The organism is Leifsonia aquatica H1aii, assembly GCF_000633535.1.
Taxonomy (GTDB): Bacteria; Actinomycetota; Actinomycetes; order Actinomycetales; family Microbacteriaceae; genus Leifsonia; species Leifsonia aquatica_A.
Window position 1 is genome coordinate 1 of record NZ_AYMR01000036.1, and the last position, 22,017, is coordinate 22,017.

Genomic DNA, 22,017 nt, shown 5'->3' on the forward strand with positions numbered 1-22,017 from the left:
GACGTGATCCGGCGCGGGCTGGCAGGTCCGGGGTCGAACCCGGACCCTGCTCGCCCGACCACTCGCCAGAACCCGTGGACGAGGAAATTGTCGGTCGTGACAACGGAGAACCTGGGGTCGACGTGTCCCGCGGACGCGCCATAGGCGGCAACGAGATCGCCAGCGAGACGCAAGTAATAGTTCCGAGGGTGGACCCATTCGATCGTCGCAGCGGCCGTCTCGCCGTTGGGCATGTCAATCTCGATGACGTCACCCGCTGTCCACGTCCACCGCTGAACCGGCAAAGTGGCAAGTTGCCGGGTCGGGTCCCAGTCATCGGGTTGTCGTATCGATCCACTCCACGGCGACCCGCCCAGAACCCAGAGGTCACGCCAATGGGCGAAGCTGAACATCTCATGGTCGTCCGTGAAGCCCTCCTCGTACCCACAGCTGTGACACGTTTGGTACAGGCCTCCGGCGAACTGGATGCGCGTCGGCTCGCGGAAGTCATCGAACCCGCACGCAAAGCACACGTAGCTGTCGTCATCGTGCTTCACCATGTGCAGGGTCCACCCTCTTGTCCGTCCGGTTCCGGTTCGTGCGGCATGCTCGGGTACTCAGGCGAAACGGAGCCGCCGACTGTGCCCGGCAACGCCGACGCCCCGGCCGATGCGGTCTTCCGCGGCGGCGGGACGTCGGATGCGCGCTCGATCAGCGGGTCAGGCGCAGACCTTGCCGACGGCGGTGAAGGACTCCGTGATCGCCGTGGCCTTCTCGCCGACCTTGCTGGCGTCGATGGAGGCCGGGTTCTGCACGGCGTCGTGGAGGAACGTCGCGTAGTCGTCGATGGCGGCGGCTGCCTTGTCCACCGGGGCCTTGACCTCCGGGTTGCCGACCTTGTCCTTGATCGAGCTCATCGTGTCGTTCATCTGGTCGAACAGGTCGAGCGCCTTCTGCGGGTCGGACATCGCAGCGCTCGCCTCGCTCTGCATGCTCTGCAGCTTCTCCAGGCCCGACTTGACGACGGCGCAGGCGTCGGCCTTCGACTGGTCCGACGAGGCCTTCGCGGCGGCCGACGACGTCGAGGACGACGACGAGGACGAGGTCGAGGCGTCTCCGGACCCTCCCGTCGAGCAGCCGGTGACGGCGGCGGTGACGGTGGCGATCGTGACGACGGCGAGCGCGAGTCGCGCCCCGAAGCTGTTCTTCATTGTTCCCCTGTTCATGGAGCGGCGAGCGGGCCGCATCGTTCCCCCTGTGGTTGAGAGGCCGCTGGCCACCATAGCAAAGCCACAGGAACAGTGGTCATCGTGCGGGCGACCGCCAGCCGCGGGCGACCGCGACCGCGTCCCTGCTCACTCCGGCCCCGATGAGCATCCCCGTAGCGATGGCGATCAACGAGCCGAAGGTCTGCAGGATGGTGTTCGTTGCGCCGGACGCCCCGGCTGCCGCCTCGCTCAGGCCGATGAACCCCATGGCGCCCGGGACCAGGAGCCAATAGGCGCAGGTGAGCATGATCGCTGCCGGGGGTGCGGCACGCAGACGCGCTGCGAGGGAGATGGCGGGGACGGCGAGCGCCGCACCGACGAGCCCGGAAAGCTCCGCACCGAGGAGGAGGTTGCCGATGAGCTGCGCGGAGTAGGCGACGACGAGGGCGTAGAGGATCCAGACCAGAGACCGCCGCGGCGCAGCGGAGAAGAAGTAGTAGCCGACGCTGACCAGGAGGATGCCGGCCCAGGGCGCCCACGCACCGAGTTGGAAGGCGTGCACATCCACCGCGGCCGGCTTGCCGGAGACGACGATCGCCGCGAACACGCCGAAGGCGAGCAGGCCGAGACGTGCGACGCCGTAGACCAGACGGCTGGCGCCGGCCATGACCTGCCCGCTGGTGAGCTCGACCGCGGCGATCGTCAGGGTGAGCCCGGGGAGGAAGCTGACCAAAGCGGGCGCGACGAGCCGCAGCACGTTGTCGTGCACGAACGCATCGGCCGCGAACGAGGTGAGCAGGGTGACGATGAACGCGGTGAAGACGGGGAGGATCAGGGAGAGCGTCGGCATGCGGGCGCCGAAGGTGACGATGCCACCGACGACGGCGCCGAGCACGACGTAGACGGGGAGCGCGGGAACCGTCGGGTTGAGGACGAGTCCGAAGCCCAGGGTGAGCAGGGTGTGGCCGACGATGGTGAGCGCCGGTCCGAAGCGCGGCGGCCGGTCCTCGATCCGTTCGATCTCGGCCACGACAGCGCCGGGATCGTCCTGGTGCGCTGCGGCGTGCCGGACGACGTGGTCGACGGAGCCGGCCTGGTCCAGCCGCAGTGGTGTCCGGCCGGCCGGGTAGATGGCCGTGTGCGACGGCGTCATCGCCGGATCCTCCACGATCACCAGGGTGGGCAGCACGAAGATGCGCAGGTCGGATCGCTGGTAGGTGCGAGCCACGCGCTCGAGCGTCTCCTCCACATCGCTCGTCGCTTGCGACGACGAGAGCAGGGCAGGCCCGAGGGCGCCGATCATCTCGGGCACTCCGATCTCCACCATCGACGGAACCCGGGAGGGCGGGGGCTTGACGAGCGCCTCGAGCGCTCCCCGGAGCCGATCGTTGATGCCCGTCATCGCGTCTCCGCTCCTGTCGCTGCGCCGTCGGCCTCAGCGTAATTCGGTGCTCCGGAGAACCGAATGGGCGGTTTTCGACGCCGGGGAGTCGCTGCACGGCGGGCCCGATCGCGCTTGTACGCTGGCGGTGATGATCGACCCGATGGATCTCCACATCGTCCTGATGGACAGCGCCTCCGCGGCCGCACTGGCGCAGATCCTGCCGTTGCTGCTGCTGACCCTGATGGTCGAGCTGCGGAGGGTGGAACTGCACCGCCGCGGGCCCGTGCGGGTCACCCGGTTGCTGCTGGGCCTCTTCTTCCTGGTCTTCGGCGTCATCGAGACAGTGCTGGTGCTGTCGATCGACGGGGCGTTCATCCCGTTCCAGTGGAGCGACCTCGCCGCGGCGCTGATCATCTTCGGTCTTCTCGCACTGCTGTTCTGGCTGTCGCTGCTCGACACACCACGCCGCGACCGCCGCGGTCGCGGCGAGCCGGACGGCGGCGAGCACGACAGCGGCGCGATCTGACCCCCGACCGCGCCGCCGCCGCTCCCCTTCCCCTTCCCCTTCCCCCGTTCCCGCTCCCCGGTCCCCCGATCCGCGTGAGCGGACGCCCTACCCGCTGAGCGCCGCGGTCGGCGGGATGCGCGCCGCGCGGATCGCCGGGTAGAGCCCGGCGGCGGCGCCGATCACGAGCGTGGCCGCGACGCCGATGCCGATCGCCTCGGGCGGAACGGTGGGCGGCCATCCGTTCACCGCCGCCACCGCGACCGTCACCGCAGCGCCCAGCAGCGCGCCGACCACGCCTCCGAGCGCGGAGAGCAGCAGCGCCTCCGCGACGAATTGGCTCCGGATGTGCCGCCGGGCGGCACCGAGGGAGCGGCGCAGTCCGATCTCGCGCCGCCGCTCCAGCACCGAGATGATCATGGTGTTGGCGACCCCGATCCCCCCGACGAGGAGGGCGACGGAGCCCAACCCGACCAGCAGTCCGGTGAAGGCCTGATCGGCGGCGTTCTTGGCGGCCAGCGCGTCGGACGGCCGGGAGACGGTGACCTCGTCCGGTGATTGCGGGGAGATCGTCCGGCCGAGGAGGTCGCGCACCGTGCCGACCGCCGCGTCCGTCGATCGCTCGTAGACCCGCGACGGGCTGCCGTCGAAGCCGAGCCGTTCGGCGGCGATCGGCATGCCGACGAGGGCCGCGGTGTCGAGCTCGGGGGCCAGCGGGACCGGATCCAGGATCCCGATGACGGTGAAGTACTGACCGCCGAGCCAGACCTCGGAACCGGGCGTCACGATGCCGAGACGCGCAGCCGCGGTCGCACCCAGGACGACGACGGGATAGCGGCCGGTCGCCGCATCGAGCCACCGGCCCGCGCGCAGCTCGGCGCCGGTGACCGCGAGCAGATCGGAGTCGGCCGCCGTCACGACCAGCGAGCCCGTCGCGGACGGGTCGATGAGGTCGCTGCGGTAGACGTTCGCCTTCAGATCCGCCGTGCCGCTGACCCGTTCGACGCCGTCGATCATCCTGACCTTCGCGATCGCGTCCGCGGGCAGTTTCGCGGGATCGCCGAACAGGCTGGTCCCGGGAGTCGCCGTCAGAAGGTTGGTCCCCAGCGTGGCGAGCTGCTGGTTGAGCCGCGCGGGGCGCGCCCGCAGTCCGGAGGTGGCCAGCCGAACCAGGTCGCGGCCGCGCAGCCGCGAGCGCGGGATCGACGTGGGGCTCGTGGTCGGGGCCGCGGGTGCGACGGCGGTCATGCGGCAGCCTCCGCACCGGATGCGCCCGTCGAACGCGTCGGATCCGCCGAGTCCGAGAGCACCCGGCCGTCGCGGATCGCAATCCGGCGCGGCAGGCTCGCGGCGATGTCGTCGTCGTGGGTGATCACGACGACGGTCGTGCCCTGACGGTTGAGCTCGTGCAGCAACTCCACGATCACCGCGCCCGCCTCGGAGTCGAGGTTGCCGGTCGGCTCGTCCGCGAGCAGCAGAGGCGGCTCCCCGACCACCGCGCGGGCGATCGCGACACGCTGCCGCTCGCCGCCGGAGAGCTGGTGCGGCCGGTGGCCGGTCCGATGACCGAGGCCCACTCGTTCGAGCGCCGCCCGTGCCCGCTCCCGCCGCTCCCGCCGGGGCGCACCGGAGTAGAGCAGACCGTCGGCCACGTTGTCGAGCGCGGTCACGCCGTCGGCGAGGTGGAACTGCTGGAAGACGAACCCGATCCGGAAGGCCCGCAGGGCCGAGAGTCCGGCGTCGTCGAGCGTGGCCACGTCCACTCCGTCGATGAGGGCCGTTCCGGAGGTGGGGCGGTCGAGCGTCCCGATCAGATTGAGGAGCGTCGACTTGCCGGAACCGCTCGGCCCGACGATGGCCACGAGCTCGCCGCGCTCGATGGTCAGGGACACTCCGGCGCACGCGTGCACGGGAGGATGGCCGTAGCTCCGCTCGAGCTCGCGAAGGGTCACGATCGCGCTCATCCCGCCGGCACCACGACTTTCGCGCCCTCGTCGATCCCGGCCCCCGAGACCTCGACCCGTCCCCCGGCGAACAGCCCTGGTGTCACCCGCACGCGTGCGGTGGACCCGTTAGCGCGGATCACTTCGACGCCGTAACCGCCGCCCGGCAGAGCCAGCAGCGCCTCGACCGGCACCGAGAGGACGTTCTCCCGGACGTCCGACGGGAAGTCCACGACCACCGTCGCCTGCTGGAAGTCCCCGGCCGCCGCGGGATCGTCGAGCGTGACGACCGTCGGGATGATCACCGACGAGTTCGCGTCCTTCGGGTCCTGCGGCGTCGGCACCCCCACCGAGGACACCGTGCCCGCGGTGGTCGCGCCGCCCGGCAGAGCGATGACCACCTTCTGACCCGCCTTCGCGACCTTCTGGTCCGACAATCGCAGGGAGACCTCGACATGCTTCGTGAGGCTGGTCACCGAGACGACCGGGGCGCCCGCTCCGATCTGATCGCCCAGCTGCGCCTTCGTCCCGGAGATGCGCACGTCTCCGGGCTGGAAGACGATCGTCCCGAGGTCGATCGTGCCGGTCCGCTCCTGGCCGGTCGCCTTCTGCCAGGCGCGGATCGCGGTCGCGGTCGCGGAGCTGAAGTGGTCGTCGGGCGTCCCGCTGAAGTGGCCGAGTGCCGCCAGGTCGTCCTCGAGCTGCTTCACGTCAGGTCCGTCGTCCATCCCCGCTGCGAAGCCGCGCCAGGCGGGGACGGCTCCGTGGAACAGGAAGACGGGCTGGTTGTCGACCGAGAACAGCGACTGGCCGAGCCCGATGCGTGCGCCGCCGGCGGGAAGGGCCGTCACCACTCCGCCGCGGGCCGCCCCGACATCGTGCGGGTCGGCGAACGAGAGCGTTCCGGAGGCCTTGACCGACCCGGAGAGCGTCCCGCGCTCGACGGTCGCCTCCGCCGCGCCGCTCGGGCGCTTCGCCTCCGGCGCCGCGGTGCCGCCGAACGCCGAGGTCGCGACGACCCCCGCGACGCCGAGGAGCAGGAGTGCCAGGGCGCCGCCTCCGACGAGCGCGATGGTCCGCCGCCGGCTCACGGGTGCACACCCCCGACGGACGCATCGGAGAATCCGCCGCACTTCTCGACGACATCGGACGGTGCGTCCTTCGGCAGCGCGAGCCCTTGGCCCGGCTTCGGGTCGGGTACGTCGACGCCGCTCGCGCGGTAGCAGTCGGCGATCTTCAGCATCATCTTCTGCGTGGCCTCGTCCTGGGCCTTCTTCTCGGCCTCGGTCAGCGACGGCGGCGTGCCGAGCTTCGCGGAGCAGGCCTCGCTCGCGGCGGTCAGCTGGTCCTCCGACAGGCCGCGGGAGTCGATGGTCGTCCCGAGGCCGCCCGCCGACGGGTCGGCCACGTCGACGCCGTGCTCGCGCATGCACTTCGCCATCGAGAGCTGCCAATCGGCCAGCGACCCCGGAGAGGCGGAGGGCGTCCCGCCGCTCGGCTCGGGGGCTCCGGACCCGGCGGAGCAGGCGCTGACCGCGAGGAGCAGGGCGGGGGCGAGCGACAGCAGCGCCAGCCGCGAGACGACACCGCGCTTTCCGGTGATGATCGACATGACGGTCCTTCCGTTCGGTGCCCGCCGACCGGCGGGCACGTCCCACTCCAGCGGGCGGACCGTTCCCGGGGCGTAAAGGGTTTCCTTTACGTTTTCGTTAGGGTCGGCGTGTTTGACTCTCCGCGGTGCGGCACCTCCGACCTCCGCGCCAGGAGGGCACCGGATGCGCGCGCTGATCGTGGAGGACGAGACGTTCCTGGCCGAGGCGGTCCAGACCGGCCTGCGGAGGGAGACCATCGCGGCCGACATCGCCGGCGACGGCGACACCGCCATCGAACAGCTCTCGATCAACGACTACGACGTGGTGGTGCTCGATCGCGACATCCCGGGCGTGCACGGCGACGACGTCTGCCGTTGGGTGACGGCGAACCGACCGCACGTGCGGGTGCTGATGCTGACCGCCGCACGACGGCTCGACGACAAGGTCGCCGGCTTCGAGGTCGGGGCCGACGACTACCTCGCCAAGCCGTTCGAGTTCCCCGAGCTGGTCGCGCGGCTGCGGGCGCTCGGCCGCCGTCCGGGCGAGGCCCGGCCTCCGGTGCTCGACGCGGCCGGTGTCTCCCTCGATCCGTTCCGGCGGGAGGTGTACCGCGACGGCCGGCTGGTGCGGCTGAGCCGTAAGGAGTTCGCCGTGCTCGAAGTGCTGCTCCAGGCAGCCGGCGGGGTGGTGAGCGCGGAGACGCTGCTCGAGAAGGCGTGGGACGCCAACGCCGATCCCTTCACGAACACCATCCGGGTGACCGTCTCCACCCTGCGCAAGCGTCTGGGGGAGCCGTGGGTGATCCAGACGGTCCCCGGCAGCGGCTACCGGCTGGAGGCGACGGCATGACGGCCGCCACGGCGACGGACCCGGTGCGGACGCGCCGGCAGCGCGGCCCGCGCCTCACGATCCGAGCCCGGCTGACCCTCACGTACGCCGTCATGATCACCTCGATCGGTGCCGTCATGCTCGGGATCGTCTACATCTTCATGCGGTACATCCCCACCTATCAGATCAGCGCACTGGCACCGCTCGACAACGCGGCGACCGAGCCGGTGCCGACGGTGACGCCGACCGGGATCCGCACCGATTCGTACACGGCGACGGCGAGCACCCTGCAGATCCGCAGCGAGGCGGACGTGCTCAACACCCTCCTGGCCGTCTCGATCGTGGTGCTGGTCGTGCTGGCTGCGGCGGGGGCGGTGATCGGCTGGATCGTGGCGGGGCGGGTGCTGCGACCGCTGCAAGCGATCAACGCCGCGGCCCAGCTGGCCGGGACGGGCACGTTCGATCACCGGGTCGGCTCCACGGGACCGCACGACGAGGTGCGGGAGCTCTCGGACACCTTCGACGAGATGCTCGGCAAGCTGGATCGGGCCTTCCAGGCGAACCGCCGCTTCGCCGCGAACGCGTCGCACGAACTGCGGACGCCGCTCGCGGCGACGCAGACGGTCCTCGAAGTCGCCTTGAGCGACCCCGCGCTCGATCTGCGGGCCCTCCGCGAGGCGGCCGAGCGCGTGTACGAGACCAACCGTCGCAACATCGAGGCGGTCGACTCGCTGCTCTCGCTCGCCGAGATCGGATCGGGCGCGGTGCGGCCGGAGCCGACCGACCTCGCCGTCATCGTCCGGGAGGGCCTCGACGACGCGGCGGCCTCCGCGGGAGCTCGCCGGCTGGAGGTGCGGCGCGAGCTGGGCGCGGCGCCCCTGCTCGGCGACCCCGCTCTCCTGCACCGCGCCGTCGCCAACCTGCTGACCAACGCCGTCGTCCACAATCGCGACGGAGGATCGATCGGGATCGCGACCTCCCTCGCCCCGGACGGATCCGTCGAGGTGCGCGTGGAGAACACCGGGCCCGAGCTCGACCCGGCCCTGGTCGGCTCACTCGTCGAGCCCTTCGTCCGCGGCAGCGGCCGGGTCCAGTCGCCCAGCGCACCGCGCGGGCACGGGCTGGGCCTCGCCATCGTGCAGGGTGTGGCGGAGGCGCACGGCGGCACACTCGAGCTCATCGCACGCGCGGGAGGCGGCCTCCTCGCCACCCTGCGGCTGCCGTCGGCACCGGCGGTCGAGGAGGTCAGCGGGCGGCGAGCATCCCTTCCAGCTGCCGTGTGAGCGCGGCGCGGCCGGCCGCGTCGACCTCTCCCAGCAGCGGCTGCAATGCCGCACGGACCTGACCGGCCCCGGCGGCGGCCGAAGCGAGACCGTCCTCCGTCGCCTCGACCTCGACCGCCCGGGCGTCCTGAGCGCTCGGAACGCGACGCACCAGGCCGCGCCGTTCCGCGCGCTCGATCAGCCCGGAGACGGTGGACTTGTCGAGGCCCAGCAGCTGCGCCAGCTGGGCCATACGTGGACGGCGGTCGCGCAGCACACCGAGCATCCGCAGCTGCGTGAGGGAGAGGTCGTGCTCGGCGGCGACGCGGGTGAGCACGCCCATCACCACGAACGAGGACTGGACGAGGGCATCCACGAGGGCGTCGTCGGTGCGGTCGGTCATGCCGTCGAGCCTACTTGACAAAGGTTGGTACTACCAACCATCATGGAATGGTTCGCAATACCAACCAATTGGAGGCGTCATGCGCGCAGCAGTCGTCGCATCGTTCGATACCCCGCCGCAGTACGGCGAATGGCCAGAACCGGTCGCGGCCGGCGACGAGGAGCTCGTCGTCGACGTGCTCGCCGCCGCCCTGCACCCGCGGGTGCGCTCGCAGGCCGACGGGAGCCACTACACCAGCACCGGCGACCTGCCCTTCGTCCCCGGCATCGACGCGGTCGTGCGGGACGCCGACGGCCGCCTCCGCTACGCCCTGGTGCACGAGAGCGATCTCGGCACGTTCGCCGAGCGCACCGTCGTTCCGCGGAATGCGACGGTGCCGCTGCCCGAGGGGATCGACGCGGCGCGGGTCGCGGCGGCGATGAACCCCGTGATGTCGTCATGGGTCGCCCTGCGCCGCCGCACGCAGCTGCGCGCGGGAGCACGCGTGCTGGTGCTGGGCGCGACGGGGAACGCCGGCCGGCTCGCCCTCCAGGTCGCGCGGCGCCTCGGTGCGGGCGAGGTGATCGCGGCCGGGCGCGATCGCGACCGCACGGCCGCACTGCTCGACCACGGCGCGGACACGGCGCTCGGCTTCGACGAGCTCTCGCGGGCGGCAGACGTCGACGTGGTGCTCGACTACGTGTGGGGCGCACCGACCGAGCACGCCCTGGTCGACATCGTGACCGCCCGAGCCGACCGGAGCGCGCCTCTCACCTGGATCGAGATCGGCTCGGTCGCCGGCGCGACGGCGAGCATCCCCTCGGCGGCCTTCCGGGCGGCCCGCCTCGACCTGGTCGGCAGCGGCATCGGCTCGGTCTCGCCCGCCGAGTTCGGCGCCGAGCTCCCCGCGATCGCCGAGGCCGTCTCGCAGGGGGCGTTCGACATCGACGTGCGCGCGGTGCCGCTCAGCCAGGTGGCAGCGGTGTGGCACGACGACCCCGGTGCGACCGAGCGCGTGGTGTTCCTCCCCTGAATCCACCGCCGCCCCACGTTCGTCTGCGGGACGGCGGCGGCGGGTCAGGCGGCCGGGTCGCGGTCGTCGACGCCGGCGGGCGCCGTCGCGTCCAGCTCGGCCGGGAGCTCCAGCGGGCGGCGCGTGTAGTAGCCCTTCGCCTTGCGGTAGAACAGGGCGAGCGGCAGGATGCCGAGCACGATCAGCCCGATCCCGAGCACGTTGACGATCGGCTCGTTGTTCGGGATCGACGCGATGAACATCACGCCCATGAAGACCGCGCCGACAGCCGGCCACAACCCGATCAGCAGGAAGTTCTTGACCGACTTGAACAGCACCTTCCGGTAGGCCACCACCACCGCGACGCCGGCCAGCGTGTAGTAGAACGCGATCTGCAGGCCGATCGACAGGATGGCGTTGTTCATGATGTCGCCGACGCTGCCGAGGAAGTTGGAGCCCAGGAACAGGATGACCGAGACGCCCACCACGATGAGGGTGGCGAAGGCGGGGGTGCGCCACTTCGGGTGGATGCGGCCGAAGGCCGACGGCACGGTGTGGTCGCGTCCCATCGCGAACAGGGTGCGGGTCACCTGGATCAGCGTGGTCTCGAGCGTCGCGACGGTCGACAGCGCCACGGCGACGACCAGGATCTTGCCGCCGATGCCCGGCCACACCGCATCCCCCAGCACCGACAGGATGTTCGCGCTGTTCGCCTCGATCGTCTTCTGCGGCAGCATGACCAACGTCGCGATGGTGAACACCTCGAAGAGCAGGAAGACGATGACGACACCGATGATCCCGGCCGAGCCCGCGCTCTTGTGACCGTCCTTGGTCTCCTCGTTCAGATTGGCGCTGACATCCCAGCCCCAGAAGTAGAAGGCCGCGATCAGGGCGGACGCGACGAAGACGCCCGGTCCGGTGAGGTGCGCGAACCCGAGCCAGTCCCACGAGAAGTCCGGTCCGGCGTGCGGCGAGGTCGCGGCGCGCACGATCATCAGGATCGCGAAGAGCACCAGGATGCCCACCTCGATCACCGACATGATCCACTGCGCGCGTGCCGTCACGTGCACGCCGAAGAGCACGCACGCGGCCATCACCAGGAACCAGACGGCGCCGACCGCGGTGATGAGCGGCACGTTCCCCGCCGCCTCGGGGGCGAAGAGGGTGACGGTCATCGCTCCGGCGGGGAGGGCTCCCGCGACCATGAAGATCGTGGCGGAGATCACCAGCGCCCAGCCGGAGAGGAACCCCAGCACGGGATGCAGGGCGCGGGCGACCCACGAGTACGCGGCCCCGGCGTTCACATCGATGCGCCCGAGATAGAGGAACGCCCACGCGATGCCGAGCATCGGGATGCCGCACCAGAGCAGTGCGGCCGGAGCGCCGAGCCCGGCCGCGCCGACCAGTGTCGCGGTGGTGGCGGCGATCGAGTAGGCCGGTGCGCTGCCCGCGACGGCCATGACGATCGAGCCGGCACGACTGACCCCGTCCGCCTGCAGCTTGTGGTTGTGAGCGCTCGCGGCGCCGTTCTGGTCGGCGGAGGCCGGCCGGGAATTCGTCTGGGTCATCACTCTCCCTGCCTGGGTCGCGTGGTGCGGCCGTCGCGTCGATGCGACAGGGGGACGTTAGCAACCCGGGGGCGGTGGCACAAGAAGAACTGCGACGGATTCGGTTGTGAATTCTCTCATCTAGTGAGGAAATCGTCGCCGATCGATGACGGTGCTATCGAATCCAGCCGCTGGACCGGGGTGGTCCTCCCGGGCCAGCAGCCACGTCGCGCGTGTCGCCGTCGAGCCGGCGAGCCGGAAGCCCAGCCGCCGGGCCAGCCGCGCGGAGGGGTCATTGGTGCGATCGATCACCGCCACGACGATCACCGCGCGCAGCCTCCCGAACGCCAGATCGAGCGCCGCCTGGGCAGCCTCGGTCGCGTAGCCGTGCCCACAGCGGTCCGAGCGCTGCAGCCAGCCGATCTCCACGCTCCGGGTCTCCTCCGCGAGCGTGCGCAGGTGCAGCGAGACGTCGCCGATCACGTGCCCGTCGCACTCCACGGCGAGGGCGAGGAAGTCGTCCGCCTGGCTGAGGGCGACGTGGTGCGTGCGGGCGCGGAAATGGTCGAGCGCCTGCCGCTCGGTGCGCAACGGCCAGCCGAGGCCGGACCGGACCTGCTCGTCGGCCTCGATCGCCAGCCAGTCGACGGCGTCCTCCGCGCGGTACGGCCGCAGCAGCAGCCGGTCGGTGCCGAGGACGGGCGCCACCAGGGGGTCGTCGAGAGCGGGCCCGCGCAGCACCCGCGGCCGGTGAATCGCCAGTGCCATCGCGTTCGGGCCGCCCTTCTCCCCCACCTCTCGGGGAGAGGCTATGTCCGCGCGGATAGCAGTGGGCTGCCAGCCGGGAGGGGTGCGGTGTGAAGGCTCGCAGCCCCGCATAGCCGGCGTGCAGCCGCGGACGGGCACGGACGGTGCGGGCGGACCGCTACGGCCGACGGGACGCGGTGACGGTGAACTTCGCGTTGCGCGCGATCTGACGCGTCGGGCCGACCGCCCGCTCGAGCGCGGGGCGGTAGCCGAGGTGCGAGTTCCACACCGTCCAGAGCTCGCCGCCCGCGGCCAGCACGCGCCCCGCGTCCGCGAACATGCGGTGGGCGAGCCCGGTGTGCACCGCGCCGCCGATGTGGAAGGGCGGGTTGAGCACCACCAGGTCGGCGGAGCCGTCCGGCTGCGACGCGAGACCGTCGTCGCGCACGACGGTCACCCGATCGGCGACGTGGTTGGCGGCGGCGGTCGCCCGGGCGGAGGCGACGGCCGCGGCGGACTGGTCGGTCGCGATCACCCTGACCGCCGGCCGCGCGACGGCGAGGGAGGAGGCCAGCAGCCCGGTGCCGCAGCCGAGGTCGACCGCGGTGCGCGCCGCCGGCACCGCCTGGTCGAGCACCCCGAGCAGGAACCGCGTACCGATGTCGACGGTCGCCCCGGCGAAGGCCGCGCCGTGGGCGCACACCCACAGCCCGGTCTCCGCGTCGAATGAGCGTTCGGGCCAGCGGTCGAGGACCGTCGCGGCGGCGGGATGCGGCTCGGTCGCGGTGAGCACGCGCGCCTTCTGCCGCGCGTGCGAGACCTGCACCGAGCCGAACACCTCGCCGAGCACGCCGTTCATCGCGACGCTCATGTGCTTGATCATCCCGCCGGCGAACACCTGCGCCTCCGGGCGGGCGTGCTCGGCGATGAGGGCGGCGATCTCCGCCAGCGCATCCAGGCTGCGGGGCAGCCGGAGGAGCACGGTCGTCGCGCCGCGCACGAGCGACTCGTCGAGCGGGTGGTGCGTGTAGACGCCTGCTGCCGGGAGTCCGAGCTCGGCGCCGAGGGCCGCGGCGTTGCCGTCGAGGGCCTGCTCCCCGGTGCGCGGATCCTGATGCACCCGGATGCCCTGCGCTCCACGCTCGGCCGCCGCCAGGGTGAGCGCACCGTAGCCGTCACCGATCACGACCAGCCCGGGGCGCAGGACCGCGTCTGCCGCCGTGTCCGCGAGGAGCCGGTCCGCCGCGTCGGCGGCGAACAGATTCGGCGCCTCGACGTCGGGCCGGCGCCGCAGGCTCTCGTACGGGAACATGCCCCCCAGTCAAGCAGACGCGACGCCACCCCCTTCTCTACCCCTCCCCACCTCCCCACACCTCGCCCCGGGGGGAGGCGAGGTGGGCGAGGGAGGTCAGGGTGGGTCAGGCGTCGGCGGGGAGCGCGGCCTCCTTCTCCGAGAAGTCCATGACCGGGGGCTTGCGCCGGAACCCACGGGTGAGCACGGCGAGGTAGATGACGCCGAGGGCCATCCACGACAGGCCGACGATGAAGGTCGTGGCCGTCAGGGAGGTCCAGAGCCAGACGGTGAGCAGGAACCCGACCGCCGGCAGCAGGCCGTAGCGCAGCCACTCGCCCGCCGACGGCTTCTCGCGGCCGCCCTTCGGGAACAGATGGTGCCGGATGACGGAGAGGTTCACCATCGAGAACGCGGCCAGCGCGCCGAACGAGATCATGGTGGCCGCGACGTCGAGCGTGAGCACGAGGGAGAGCAGCGAGACGATCGACACGGCGACCGCGGCGACCCACGGCGTGCGGAACCGCGGATGCAGGGTGCCGAAGATCGACGGGAGCACCTTGTCCCGACCCATCGAGTAGATGATGCGCGAGACGCTGACCTGGGTCGTCATGCCGGAGCCGAACGCGCCGACCACGTACACGGCCACGAAGAACGACGTGAGGAAGGTGCCGCCGACCTTGGCCATCAGGTCCACGCCCGCCGAATCGACGTTCGCGAAGTCGCGCCAGTCCGGGTAGACCAGGGCGCCCAGCCACGAGACGACGATGAAGATGGCGCCGCCGATGAGGGTGGTGAGCAGGATCGCGCGGGGGATGTCGCGCTTCGGGTTCTTCGCCTCTTCCGACAGGGTGGACACCGCGTCGAAGCCGAGGAACGAGAGTGCAAGCACCGCGGCTCCCGCGAAGACCGGGCCCAGGCCCCCGGAGCCCGGGAGGAACGGTTCGATCAGGCTGGGAGTGGCCGACGACGGGTTGCTGGTGAGCTCCTTGATCGCGAGCACGGCGAACACGACGACCAGCAGCACGGAGAGCGCGACGATCGCGATGTTCAGCTTGTTCACCAGCGTGATGCCGAGCACGTTGAACACGAGCACGAGCAGCAGCGCCGCGAGCGCGAACACCCACTGCGGCACCTCCGGGAACTGCGTGTTCAGGTAGAGGCCGATGAGGAGGAAGTTGATCATCGGGAGGAAGAGGTAGTCGAGCATCAGCGTCCACCCGGTGAGGAAGCCGACGTGACCGCCGAAGGTCTGCTGCGTGTAGGTGTACGCGGAGCCCGAGACCGGGAACGCGCGGGCCATCGCGCCGTAGCTCAGGGCGGTGAAGAGCATCGCGACCAGGGCCACGACGTATGCCGACGGGAGGTGGTTGTCCGTCGACTCGGTGACGATGCCGTAGGTCGTGAAGACGGTGACGGGCGCCAGGTAGGTGAGCCCGAACAGGATGAGGGCGGTCGGCCCGAGAGCGCGCTTGAGGCGCGGCTGCGTGGGCAGGTCGGTCGTGGTCATGTGGTGCTGGCCTCTCTTCGTCGAGTGGTGCATTCGGGTCGTGGTGGGGGATAGAACAGGGAGCGGGTCGCCTCAGGCGCGACGCACGCCGGCGACCCAGGTGCCGAGCACGCCGACGGCGGCCAGGTCGTGCGGGTCGACGGCGCGGGGGTCGCGGTCGAGCCAGACCAGGTCGGGGGCGGCGCCGACGACGAGCCCGCCGCGGGTCGCCTCGGCGAACGCCTGGCGGACGACGCCGGAGGAGTACGCCTCCAGCGCATCGGGCAGCGCGATGCGCTCGGCGGGGGTCCATCCCGCCTCGGGCACCCGCGCCGCGGTCTGCCGGGTGACCGCGGTGGCGATCCCGGGCCGCCAGTCGTTGTCGCTGACCGGCCAGTCGCTGCCGAAGGAGATGTGTGCCGTCTCCAGCAGCGTGCGGATGGGGTACTGCAGCTGCTCGCGTTCGGGGCCGAGGCGCGGGAGCGTGAGGTCGAGCATCATCGGGTCGAGCTGCGCCCAGAGCGGCTCGAAGTTGGCGGTGACGCCGAGGGCGGCGAACCGGGGCAGGTCGGCCGGGTCGGCGAGCTGGACGTGCGCGATGACGGGACGGCGGTCGCGCGGTCCGTTCACGCGCTCCACGTGCGCGAAGACGTCGAGCGCCGTGCGGCAGGCGGCGTCGCCGATCGCGTGGAGGTGCAGCTGGAAGCCGAGGCGATCGAAGGTCGCGGCGGCCTCGGCGAGCTGTGCGGAGTCCCAGTTCGCCATGCCTCGGTCGCCCGGGATGTCGGTGTAGTCGGCCAGCATCGCGGCGGTGTGGTTCTCCACCACGCCGTCGACGAAGACTTTGACGGTCGCGGCGGTCAGCAGGGGGTCGCCGAGCTCTTCGACGCGGCGCCGGGACTCCACGAAGCCGGGAACCTGGTCGCGCCAGCGGAACGGGTCGGCGCGCAGGGCGAGGTTGACCCGGGTGGAGAGCAGGCCGCGCTCGGCGGCGGTGAGGTAGGCCTCCACTTCGGCGGGCTCGACCCAGGCGTCCTGGATCCAGGTCACGCCGAGGGCGGCGTACTCGGCGGTCGCGAGGCGCAGCGCCTCCACGCGGTCCTCGTGCGAGCGCCCGGGTTCGACCGGCAGCAGCAGGTCGACGGCGCCCGGCTCCTGGAGGATGCCGAGCGGGGTGCCGTCCGCGCGGCGCGGGATGCGGCCGAGGGGCGGTTCCGGGGTGCCGGCGTCGATGCCGGCGCGGCGCAGGGCCTCCGAGTTGACCCACACGGTGTGGTAATCCCAGGCGCGCAGCACGACCGGTCGGTCGGTGACCGCCTCGTCGAGCCAGCGGGCGTCGAACATCCCCTCGGGAGCGAGGGTCGCGTCGTAGCTGCCACCGTAGATCCACTCCTGGTCGGGATGGGCGTCGGCCCACTCCTTCACGCAGGCGACGATCTCTTCGACGCTCCCGCAGGCACGCACCTGCGGGCCGAGCTTCTCGAGTCCGCCCTGCAACGGGTGGGCGTGGCCGTCGCCGAACGCCGGCGCCAGGACGCCGCCGGCCAGATCGACCACCTCGTCGGCGCTGCCGCGCAGCGCGAGGGCGTCGGATCCGGTCGCGACGACCACCCCGTCGACCACCGCCGCGGCCTCCGACTCCCGTGCGTCCGCACGGTAGCCCGAGAGGATCGTCCCGTTGACGAAGACGGTCGCGCCCATCGCACCTCCGAAGTCCGGCGCCGCATAAATGAACGGCGTTCTTTTATTTCGTCAGAGACTAGGGCACGATCCGTCCGAGGGGAAGAGCAGCGCGAGAATTCCTTCGGACGATCCGCCGCGGCGCGGGCGTTAGGGTGTGATCGTGCCCCAGGCTCAGAGCGACACCCGCGCCGACCGGCCGGCCCGTCGCGTGGGCCGGCCGACCACCACCGTGCTCACGCGCGATCTCATCGCGGAGGCCGCGCTGCGCCTCCTCGACGAGGGCGGGACCGAGGGCTTCACGATGGCCCGGCTCGCGCAGGCACTGCGCGTGCGGCCCAGCGCCCTCTACAACCATGTGGACGGCAAGGAGGACGTGATCGCGGGCATCCGCGAGCTGATCAGCGACCGGATCGACGTGAGCGCCTTCGCGACCGAGCCGTGGGACAGCGCGATGCTGCACTGGGCGTACTCGTACCGGGTCGCGTTCGCCGGGCATCCTCCCACCATCGCGATGCTCGCCACCATGCCGCTGAGCGGGGCGAAGCGCACCATGCGGATGTACGACACGGTCGTCGCGGCGATGGTGGCGGCGGGCTGGCCGGAGCGAGAGGTGCTGCCGACGATCGTCGCGGTCGAGTCCTTCATCCTCGGCTCGGCGCTCGACGCCGTGGCCCCCGGGGACATGTTCGACCCGTCGGGAGCCGAGGAGGAGGTCCCGGCCTTCGCCGCGGCCTACCGGGCGCGCGCGACCGCGGTCGGGGACGCGCCTCCCGCCGATGGCGCCTTCGCGGTCGGGCTGCACGCGCTGCTCGACGGCCTGCGGGCGCGCTACGCCGCCGTCGGACGCGGATCACAGACATCCAGCTGACGCGACACGCCGCCTCCGCGACGGCGGGGGCGGCGTGTCGTGACCAGCGGATCTCGGCTAGACGGTGAGCTCCACGGACGTGCCGAGGGCGGCGACGGAGGTGCCCAGGCGCAGGCCGTAGGTGCCCGGCTCGGTGCGCCAGGCGTGGTCGGCGACCGACCAGTGCTGCAGGCTCCGCGGTTCGATCTCGATGGTGGCGGTGACGGTCTCGCCCGGCTCGGCGTGGACGACGGCGTAGCCGGTCAGCCACAGCAAGGGCCGCTCGAGGTCGGAGTCGGAGACGCGGGAGAGGTAGGCCTGCACGACCTGCTTGCCCCCGCGCGCGCCGACGTTCGTCACGGGGATGCGCGCGGTCAGACCGTCGACCGAGGTCTCCCCGAGCTCCCACTCGGTGTAGCCGAGGCCGTGGCCGAACGGGATCGCCGGGGCCGGGCCGCCGAGCTGCTGGCGGCGCACCCACTCGCGATAGCCCACGTTCAGCTTCTCGTCGTAGTGGAGCGTGCCGTCGACGGGCTCGACCTGCCACACGGGCACGTCGTCCTCACGCGCGGCCCACGTGGTGGGGATGCGCCCGCCGGGCTCGCGGGAGCCGGTCAGCACATCGGCGAGCGCACCTCCCATCTCCTGCCCGGGGAACCAGGTGAGCAGCACCGCAGGCGCCTCGTCGAGCCACGGCATGATGACCGGACCGCCCGAGTTGACGACCACCACCGTTCGTGGGTTGGCCGCGAGCACCCGGCGCACCAGTTCGTCCTGGCCGTCCGGCAGACCGAGGCCGGCGCGGTCGAAGCCCTCCGACTCCAGCGTCTCGGTCGTGCCGACGACGACGATCGCCGTGTCGGACTCCGCGGCGAGCGCGACCGCCCGCTCCAGTTCGGCGGCAGGATCGGCGAACGGCTCCTCGTAGCCCAGGGTGAACATGACGGCCGCGAGACCGGCCTGCATCTGCGGGCGGTGTTCGAGCCGCAGCGACACCGTCTGACCGGCCGTGAGCTGCACCGGGAAGGACTGCTTCGGCGGGTTGAGGAACGCCATGAACGGATCGGTCCCCTCCGGGAAGAACAGTCCGTCGCTCTTCAGCTCGCCGTCGACCTCGAAGCGGAACAGCCCCAGGCCGGCGAAGCCGACCGCGTACTCGCCGTCCTCCGGAGCGGTGAAGGTCGCCGTCGCCTCCACCACGGCCGTCTCACCCAGTACCGGGTCGCCCAGCCAGGTCAGTCGGCCCGAGAGCCGGTGCTCATCGAGCACGACGCCGCCGTCGGCGTCCAGGAACCGCACGTGCACACCCGGCTCCCCCGTGACCGGGTCGACCGCGACGCGCGCGTCCAGGGGCAGGACGCTCTCCGTCGACTTGGCTCCGGGCGCGAAGCGCACACGGTCGGAGCCCAACGCCTCCTCGATCCCGTCGAGCGGCGTGACGACGTGCTGCGGGAAGACGGTGGCGGAGCCGCCGCCCTGGCTGCGTGCGACCCGCGCGTGCTGACCGATGACGGCGACCGTCCCGGTCGTGGCAGCGTCTCCCGGAGCGAGCGGCAGGAGGCCGCCCTCGTTGCGCACCAGCACCATCCCGTCGGCCGCGGCCTCGCGCAGCAGCGCGTCGACGCTCTCCTGGGGCCACGGCGCGGCGAGCGGCGTGGCCGCCTCCACGCCGTCCAGCGCACCCAGTCGACCGGCGAGACGCAGAATGCGGAGCACCTTCTCGTCGACGTCGCTCTCGGCGACCGACCCGGCGCGCACCGCCTCGACCAGGGCGTCGCCCCACACGCCCTGCGGACCGGGCATCGCGAGGTCCTGCGACGAGACCGCCGCCGCGACCGTGTCGCGCACGCCCATCCAGTCGGAGACGACGACGCCGTCGAAGCCCCACTCCTGCTTGAGCGGCGAGCGCAGCAGTTCGTTCTCGGTCATCGTGACACCGTTGACCGAGTTGTACGACGACATGACCAGCCACGCGCCGCCCTCGACGACCATCCGCTCGAACGGCGCCAGGTAGACCTCGCGCAGCGTGCGCTCGTCCACCTGGACGTCGACGGTCATCCGGTCGGTCTCGCTGTCGTTGGCGACGAAGTGCTTCGGCGTCGCGCCGACCCCGCCCGCCTGCACGCCCTGCACGTAGGCGGTGCCGATGACGCCCGAAAGCCACGGGTCCTCGCTGAACGCCTCGAAGTGGCGGCCGCCGCGCGGCGAGCGCTGGATGTTGACGGTCGGGCCGAGCGCCACGGCGACGCCCTTGCGGCGGGCCTCGGCGGCGATCAACTGCCCGAGCCGGTGGACGCGCTCGACGTCCCACGACGCGGCGAGCGCCGTCGGCGACGGCAGGTTGGCGGACGCGTCGCGCTCGTCCCAGACTTGGCCACGGATGCCGGCGGGGCCGTCGGAGACCACGATCGTGTCGAGCCCGATCTGCGGCTCGTCGTGCAGGGTCCAGAACGATGCGCCGGTGAGCAGGCGCACCTTCTGCTCGAGGGAGAGGGAGCCGAGGAGGCCCGCGATGACGTCCTCGGTGGTGATGGTGTCGGTCATGGTGCGATGCTCCTAACGGACGGACTTGATCGGGAGGACGGCGAAGGCGCCGAGCAGGGCGATGACGATGCCGATGGGGAAGAGGGCGGTGTAGGTGTTGCCGAACGCCACGATGATCGCACCGGCGATTCCCGGGGCGAGCGTCTGCGGCAGAGTGGCGGCGATGTTGAGGACGCCGAGGTCCTTCGCGAAGTCGTCCTTCGACGGCAGGACTTCGCTCATCAGTGCGGTGTCGACGGCCTGGTAGGCGCCGAAACCGAGGCCGGAGATGAAGGAGAACAGGAACATGCCCACCAGCGTCGGCATGATCAGCGGGAACAGCAGCGAGATGGCGAGGATGACGCCCGCGACGATGACCACCGGCTTGCGGCGGCCGATCTTGTCGGAGAGCGGTCCGCCGACCAGCGTGGTGATGATGATGCCCACCAGGCTGACGAGGCTGAGCAGCGGCATCATCGCGACGGCGCCGTCGCCGAGGCCGATGTAGGACTGCAGGATGAACAACTGGTATCCGGTCACCATGAAGTAGCCGGCGTAGAGCAGCAGGCGGCCGGTGAAGCCCCAGAAGAAGTCGGGGTGCTTGCGCGGGCTCACCCAGAACGTCTGGAGGAAGGCCGCGAGGTTGAACGGCGGCTTCGGCTCGCCCTTGTTGGAGCGGTCGGGGTTGATCACAACGAAGAGCACGATCACGATGAGCGCGATCCCCGCGAACGTCAGGTAGCCCGCCGGGATGGCCTTGGCGAACTGCGCAGCGACGATCGATCCGCCCAGCGATCCGAGCATCAGGCCGAGGCCCGAAAGCGAGGCAAAGGTGCCGCGGGCGCCGCTCGGCACACGGTCGGGAAGGATCGCCGACAGCGGCCCCTGGGCGAAGTTGTAGCAGACCTGGACCATCACCCAGGCGATCGCGAGCTGGACGACACCGTTCGCGGTGCTCATGAAGAGCAGCGAGAGCCCGCCGAGGAGCACGCCGATGACCATCCAGGGAGCGCGCCGACCGAAGCGGCTGCGCGTCCGGTCGGAGACCAGACCGGCGATCGGCTGGGCCACCATCGCGGCGAACGCGCCGATGGTGGCGACGATCGCGAGCGTGCCGTTCTGGGCCTTCTCGCCGACTAGCGCCTGGATCTGCAGCGGCAGGAGGATGCCGGGGACAGCGCCCCAGATCGCGAAGATGGCCACGTTCGCGACGAGCATCGACAGCATCAGCTTGAGCAGCCGCCCGCGCACCTTCACCTTGTCGGGGCGCTGCGCGGACGTGGCGGTCGTCGGAGCGGCCGAGAACGGCGATCCGGCGGTGGTGAGCGTCGAGCCGAGCGCGGCGCTGTCCGGTACGCCGGTGAGGTTGGAGGGGACGGTCGGCTGGACCGGCCGGGGGCCCTCGGGGAGGTCGTCAGACGTCGGTGTCACGGTGGGGTCCTTTCAGGAGCAGGCGTCGTTGCGTGCTAACACGCGTAACCATAAACCACCTCCGGCGTCGAATACAAGCCATCGGTCGGTTTTTGATTACACGCGTAACCTCCTCCCGGCTCCGACCTAGACTGAACCCAGCATGTTCACACCCCAGGTCGTCAAAGCGCCGACGAGCGCCGACGTGGCTCTCGCCGCCGGGGTCTCGCGCGCGACCGTCTCGTTCGTGCTCAACGACAAGCCGAACTCCCGCGTCTCCGACGACACCCGTCACCGCGTGCTCGAGGCCGCCCGGCTGCTCGGCTACACACCGAACACGGCCGCACGGTCGCTGGCGAGCGGGGAGGCCGTGGCCGGCCTCGTC

The 22,017-nt window shown here is 71.4% G+C and carries 21 protein-coding genes; 6 read left to right on the forward strand and 15 right to left on the reverse strand.

Features of this window, described 5'->3' with window-relative positions; all coding sequences use genetic code 11:
- The 3 genes from U870_RS23375 to U870_RS0120740 all read right to left on the reverse strand — a co-directional run.
- Nucleotides 1-539 (reverse strand): hypothetical protein (locus tag U870_RS23375; protein ID WP_052357873.1); only part of this gene is annotated, 539 nt, incomplete at its 3' end.
- A 159-nt stretch (nucleotides 540-698) separates the two neighbouring features.
- Complete coding sequence (locus tag U870_RS0120735) at nucleotides 699-1,190, reverse strand: hypothetical protein (protein WP_025159269.1); 492 nt, start codon at nucleotides 1,188-1,190, stop codon at nucleotides 699-701.
- 94 nt (nucleotides 1,191-1,284) lie between these two features.
- Nucleotides 1,285-2,589, reverse strand: coding sequence for a threonine/serine ThrE exporter family protein (locus U870_RS0120740; RefSeq protein ID WP_025159270.1), 1,305 nt, complete (start codon nucleotides 2,587-2,589; stop codon nucleotides 1,285-1,287).
- A 130-nt stretch (nucleotides 2,590-2,719) separates the two neighbouring features.
- On the opposite strand from U870_RS0120740, the gene U870_RS0120745 reads away from it, so the two are divergent.
- Nucleotides 2,720-3,097, forward strand: coding sequence for a hypothetical protein (locus tag U870_RS0120745; RefSeq protein ID WP_025159271.1), 378 nt, complete (start codon nucleotides 2,720-2,722; stop codon nucleotides 3,095-3,097).
- An 87-nt stretch (nucleotides 3,098-3,184) separates the two neighbouring features.
- Here the strand turns inward: U870_RS0120745 and U870_RS0120750 are convergent, their stop codons facing one another.
- From U870_RS0120750 to U870_RS23380, 4 genes are read right to left on the reverse strand one after another with little or no spacing between them, the layout of a single operon-like run.
- On the reverse strand, nucleotides 3,185-4,324 hold the full coding sequence (locus U870_RS0120750) for an ABC transporter permease (protein ID WP_025159272.1): 1,140 nt from the start codon (nucleotides 4,322-4,324) through the stop codon (nucleotides 3,185-3,187).
- Nucleotides 4,321-5,040, reverse strand: coding sequence for an ABC transporter ATP-binding protein (locus U870_RS0120755; RefSeq protein WP_025159273.1), 720 nt, complete (start codon nucleotides 5,038-5,040; stop codon nucleotides 4,321-4,323). The genes U870_RS0120750 and U870_RS0120755 overlap by 4 nt, the downstream gene beginning before the upstream one ends.
- Nucleotides 5,037-6,110, reverse strand: coding sequence for an efflux RND transporter periplasmic adaptor subunit (locus tag U870_RS0120760; protein ID WP_025159274.1), 1,074 nt, complete (start codon nucleotides 6,108-6,110; stop codon nucleotides 5,037-5,039). The genes U870_RS0120755 and U870_RS0120760 overlap by 4 nt, the downstream gene beginning before the upstream one ends.
- Nucleotides 6,107-6,631 (reverse strand): hypothetical protein, encoded by a 525-nt coding sequence (locus tag U870_RS23380; protein ID WP_025159275.1) that lies wholly within the window; start codon nucleotides 6,629-6,631, stop codon nucleotides 6,107-6,109. The genes U870_RS0120760 and U870_RS23380 overlap by 4 nt, the downstream gene beginning before the upstream one ends.
- A 163-nt stretch (nucleotides 6,632-6,794) precedes the next feature.
- On the opposite strand from U870_RS23380, the gene U870_RS0120770 reads away from it, so the two are divergent.
- Together U870_RS0120770 and U870_RS0120775 are read left to right on the forward strand one after the other, a co-directional pair.
- Complete coding sequence (locus tag U870_RS0120770) at nucleotides 6,795-7,460, forward strand: response regulator transcription factor (protein ID WP_025159276.1); 666 nt, start codon at nucleotides 6,795-6,797, stop codon at nucleotides 7,458-7,460.
- The gene (locus tag U870_RS0120775) at nucleotides 7,457-8,722 is read left to right on the forward strand and encodes a HAMP domain-containing sensor histidine kinase (RefSeq protein ID WP_025159277.1); all 1,266 of its coding nucleotides are present in this window, start codon (nucleotides 7,457-7,459) and stop codon (nucleotides 8,720-8,722) included. Before U870_RS0120770 ends, U870_RS0120775 begins: the two co-directional genes overlap by 4 nt.
- Here U870_RS0120775 and U870_RS0120780 read toward each other — a convergent pair.
- Complete coding sequence (locus U870_RS0120780) at nucleotides 8,685-9,104, reverse strand: MarR family winged helix-turn-helix transcriptional regulator (protein WP_025159278.1); 420 nt, start codon at nucleotides 9,102-9,104, stop codon at nucleotides 8,685-8,687. The two genes, U870_RS0120775 and U870_RS0120780, sit on opposite strands and share 38 nt — an antisense overlap.
- A gap of 79 nt (nucleotides 9,105-9,183) precedes the next feature.
- On the opposite strand from U870_RS0120780, the gene U870_RS0120785 reads away from it, so the two are divergent.
- A complete protein-coding gene (locus U870_RS0120785) occupies nucleotides 9,184-10,116 on the forward strand; it encodes a quinone oxidoreductase family protein (RefSeq protein ID WP_025159279.1) in 933 nt (310 codons plus the stop codon).
- A gap of 44 nt (nucleotides 10,117-10,160) precedes the next feature.
- Here U870_RS0120785 and U870_RS0120790 read toward each other — a convergent pair whose 3' ends face one another.
- The 5 genes from U870_RS0120790 to U870_RS0120810 form a co-directional block, all read right to left on the reverse strand.
- A complete protein-coding gene (locus U870_RS0120790; protein ID WP_025159280.1) occupies nucleotides 10,161-11,663 on the reverse strand; it encodes an APC family permease in 1,503 nt (500 codons plus the stop codon).
- A gap of 120 nt (nucleotides 11,664-11,783) precedes the next feature.
- Nucleotides 11,784-12,410, reverse strand: coding sequence for a GNAT family N-acetyltransferase (locus U870_RS0120795; RefSeq protein WP_162819217.1), 627 nt, complete (start codon nucleotides 12,408-12,410; stop codon nucleotides 11,784-11,786).
- 157 nt (nucleotides 12,411-12,567) lie between these two features.
- Nucleotides 12,568-13,701, reverse strand: a complete 1,134-nt coding sequence (locus U870_RS0120800) for a class I SAM-dependent methyltransferase (protein ID WP_025159282.1) — start codon at nucleotides 13,699-13,701, stop codon at nucleotides 12,568-12,570.
- Between the two features lie 106 nt (nucleotides 13,702-13,807).
- Entirely contained in the window at nucleotides 13,808-15,190 is a 1,383-nt protein-coding gene (locus U870_RS0120805) for an APC family permease (RefSeq protein ID WP_025159283.1), read from the reverse strand.
- Between the two features lie 72 nt (nucleotides 15,191-15,262).
- Nucleotides 15,263-16,870 carry an amidohydrolase gene (locus U870_RS0120810; protein ID WP_025159284.1) on the reverse strand — a complete coding sequence of 536 codons (1,608 nt, stop codon included), beginning with the start codon at nucleotides 16,868-16,870 and terminating at the stop codon, nucleotides 15,263-15,265.
- Nucleotides 16,871-17,012: 142 nt separating this feature from the next.
- Between U870_RS0120810 and U870_RS0120815 the strand changes: the two genes are divergently transcribed.
- Nucleotides 17,013-17,720, forward strand: a complete 708-nt coding sequence (locus U870_RS0120815) for a TetR/AcrR family transcriptional regulator C-terminal domain-containing protein (protein WP_240183769.1) — start codon at nucleotides 17,013-17,015, stop codon at nucleotides 17,718-17,720.
- Between the two features lie 57 nt (nucleotides 17,721-17,777).
- Here the strand turns inward: U870_RS0120815 and U870_RS0120820 are convergent, their stop codons facing one another.
- Both U870_RS0120820 and U870_RS0120825 read right to left on the reverse strand, forming a co-directional pair.
- Nucleotides 17,778-20,243, reverse strand: coding sequence for a beta-glucosidase H (locus tag U870_RS0120820; protein ID WP_115644478.1), 2,466 nt, complete (start codon nucleotides 20,241-20,243; stop codon nucleotides 17,778-17,780).
- 12 nt (nucleotides 20,244-20,255) lie between these two features.
- Entirely contained in the window at nucleotides 20,256-21,653 is a 1,398-nt protein-coding gene (locus tag U870_RS0120825; protein ID WP_025159287.1) for an MFS transporter, read from the reverse strand.
- Nucleotides 21,654-21,795: 142 nt separating this feature from the next.
- Between U870_RS0120825 and U870_RS0120830 the strand changes: the two genes are divergently transcribed.
- On the forward strand, nucleotides 21,796-22,017 hold a 222-nt coding region (locus U870_RS0120830; protein WP_029947965.1), incomplete at its 3' end, for a LacI family DNA-binding transcriptional regulator.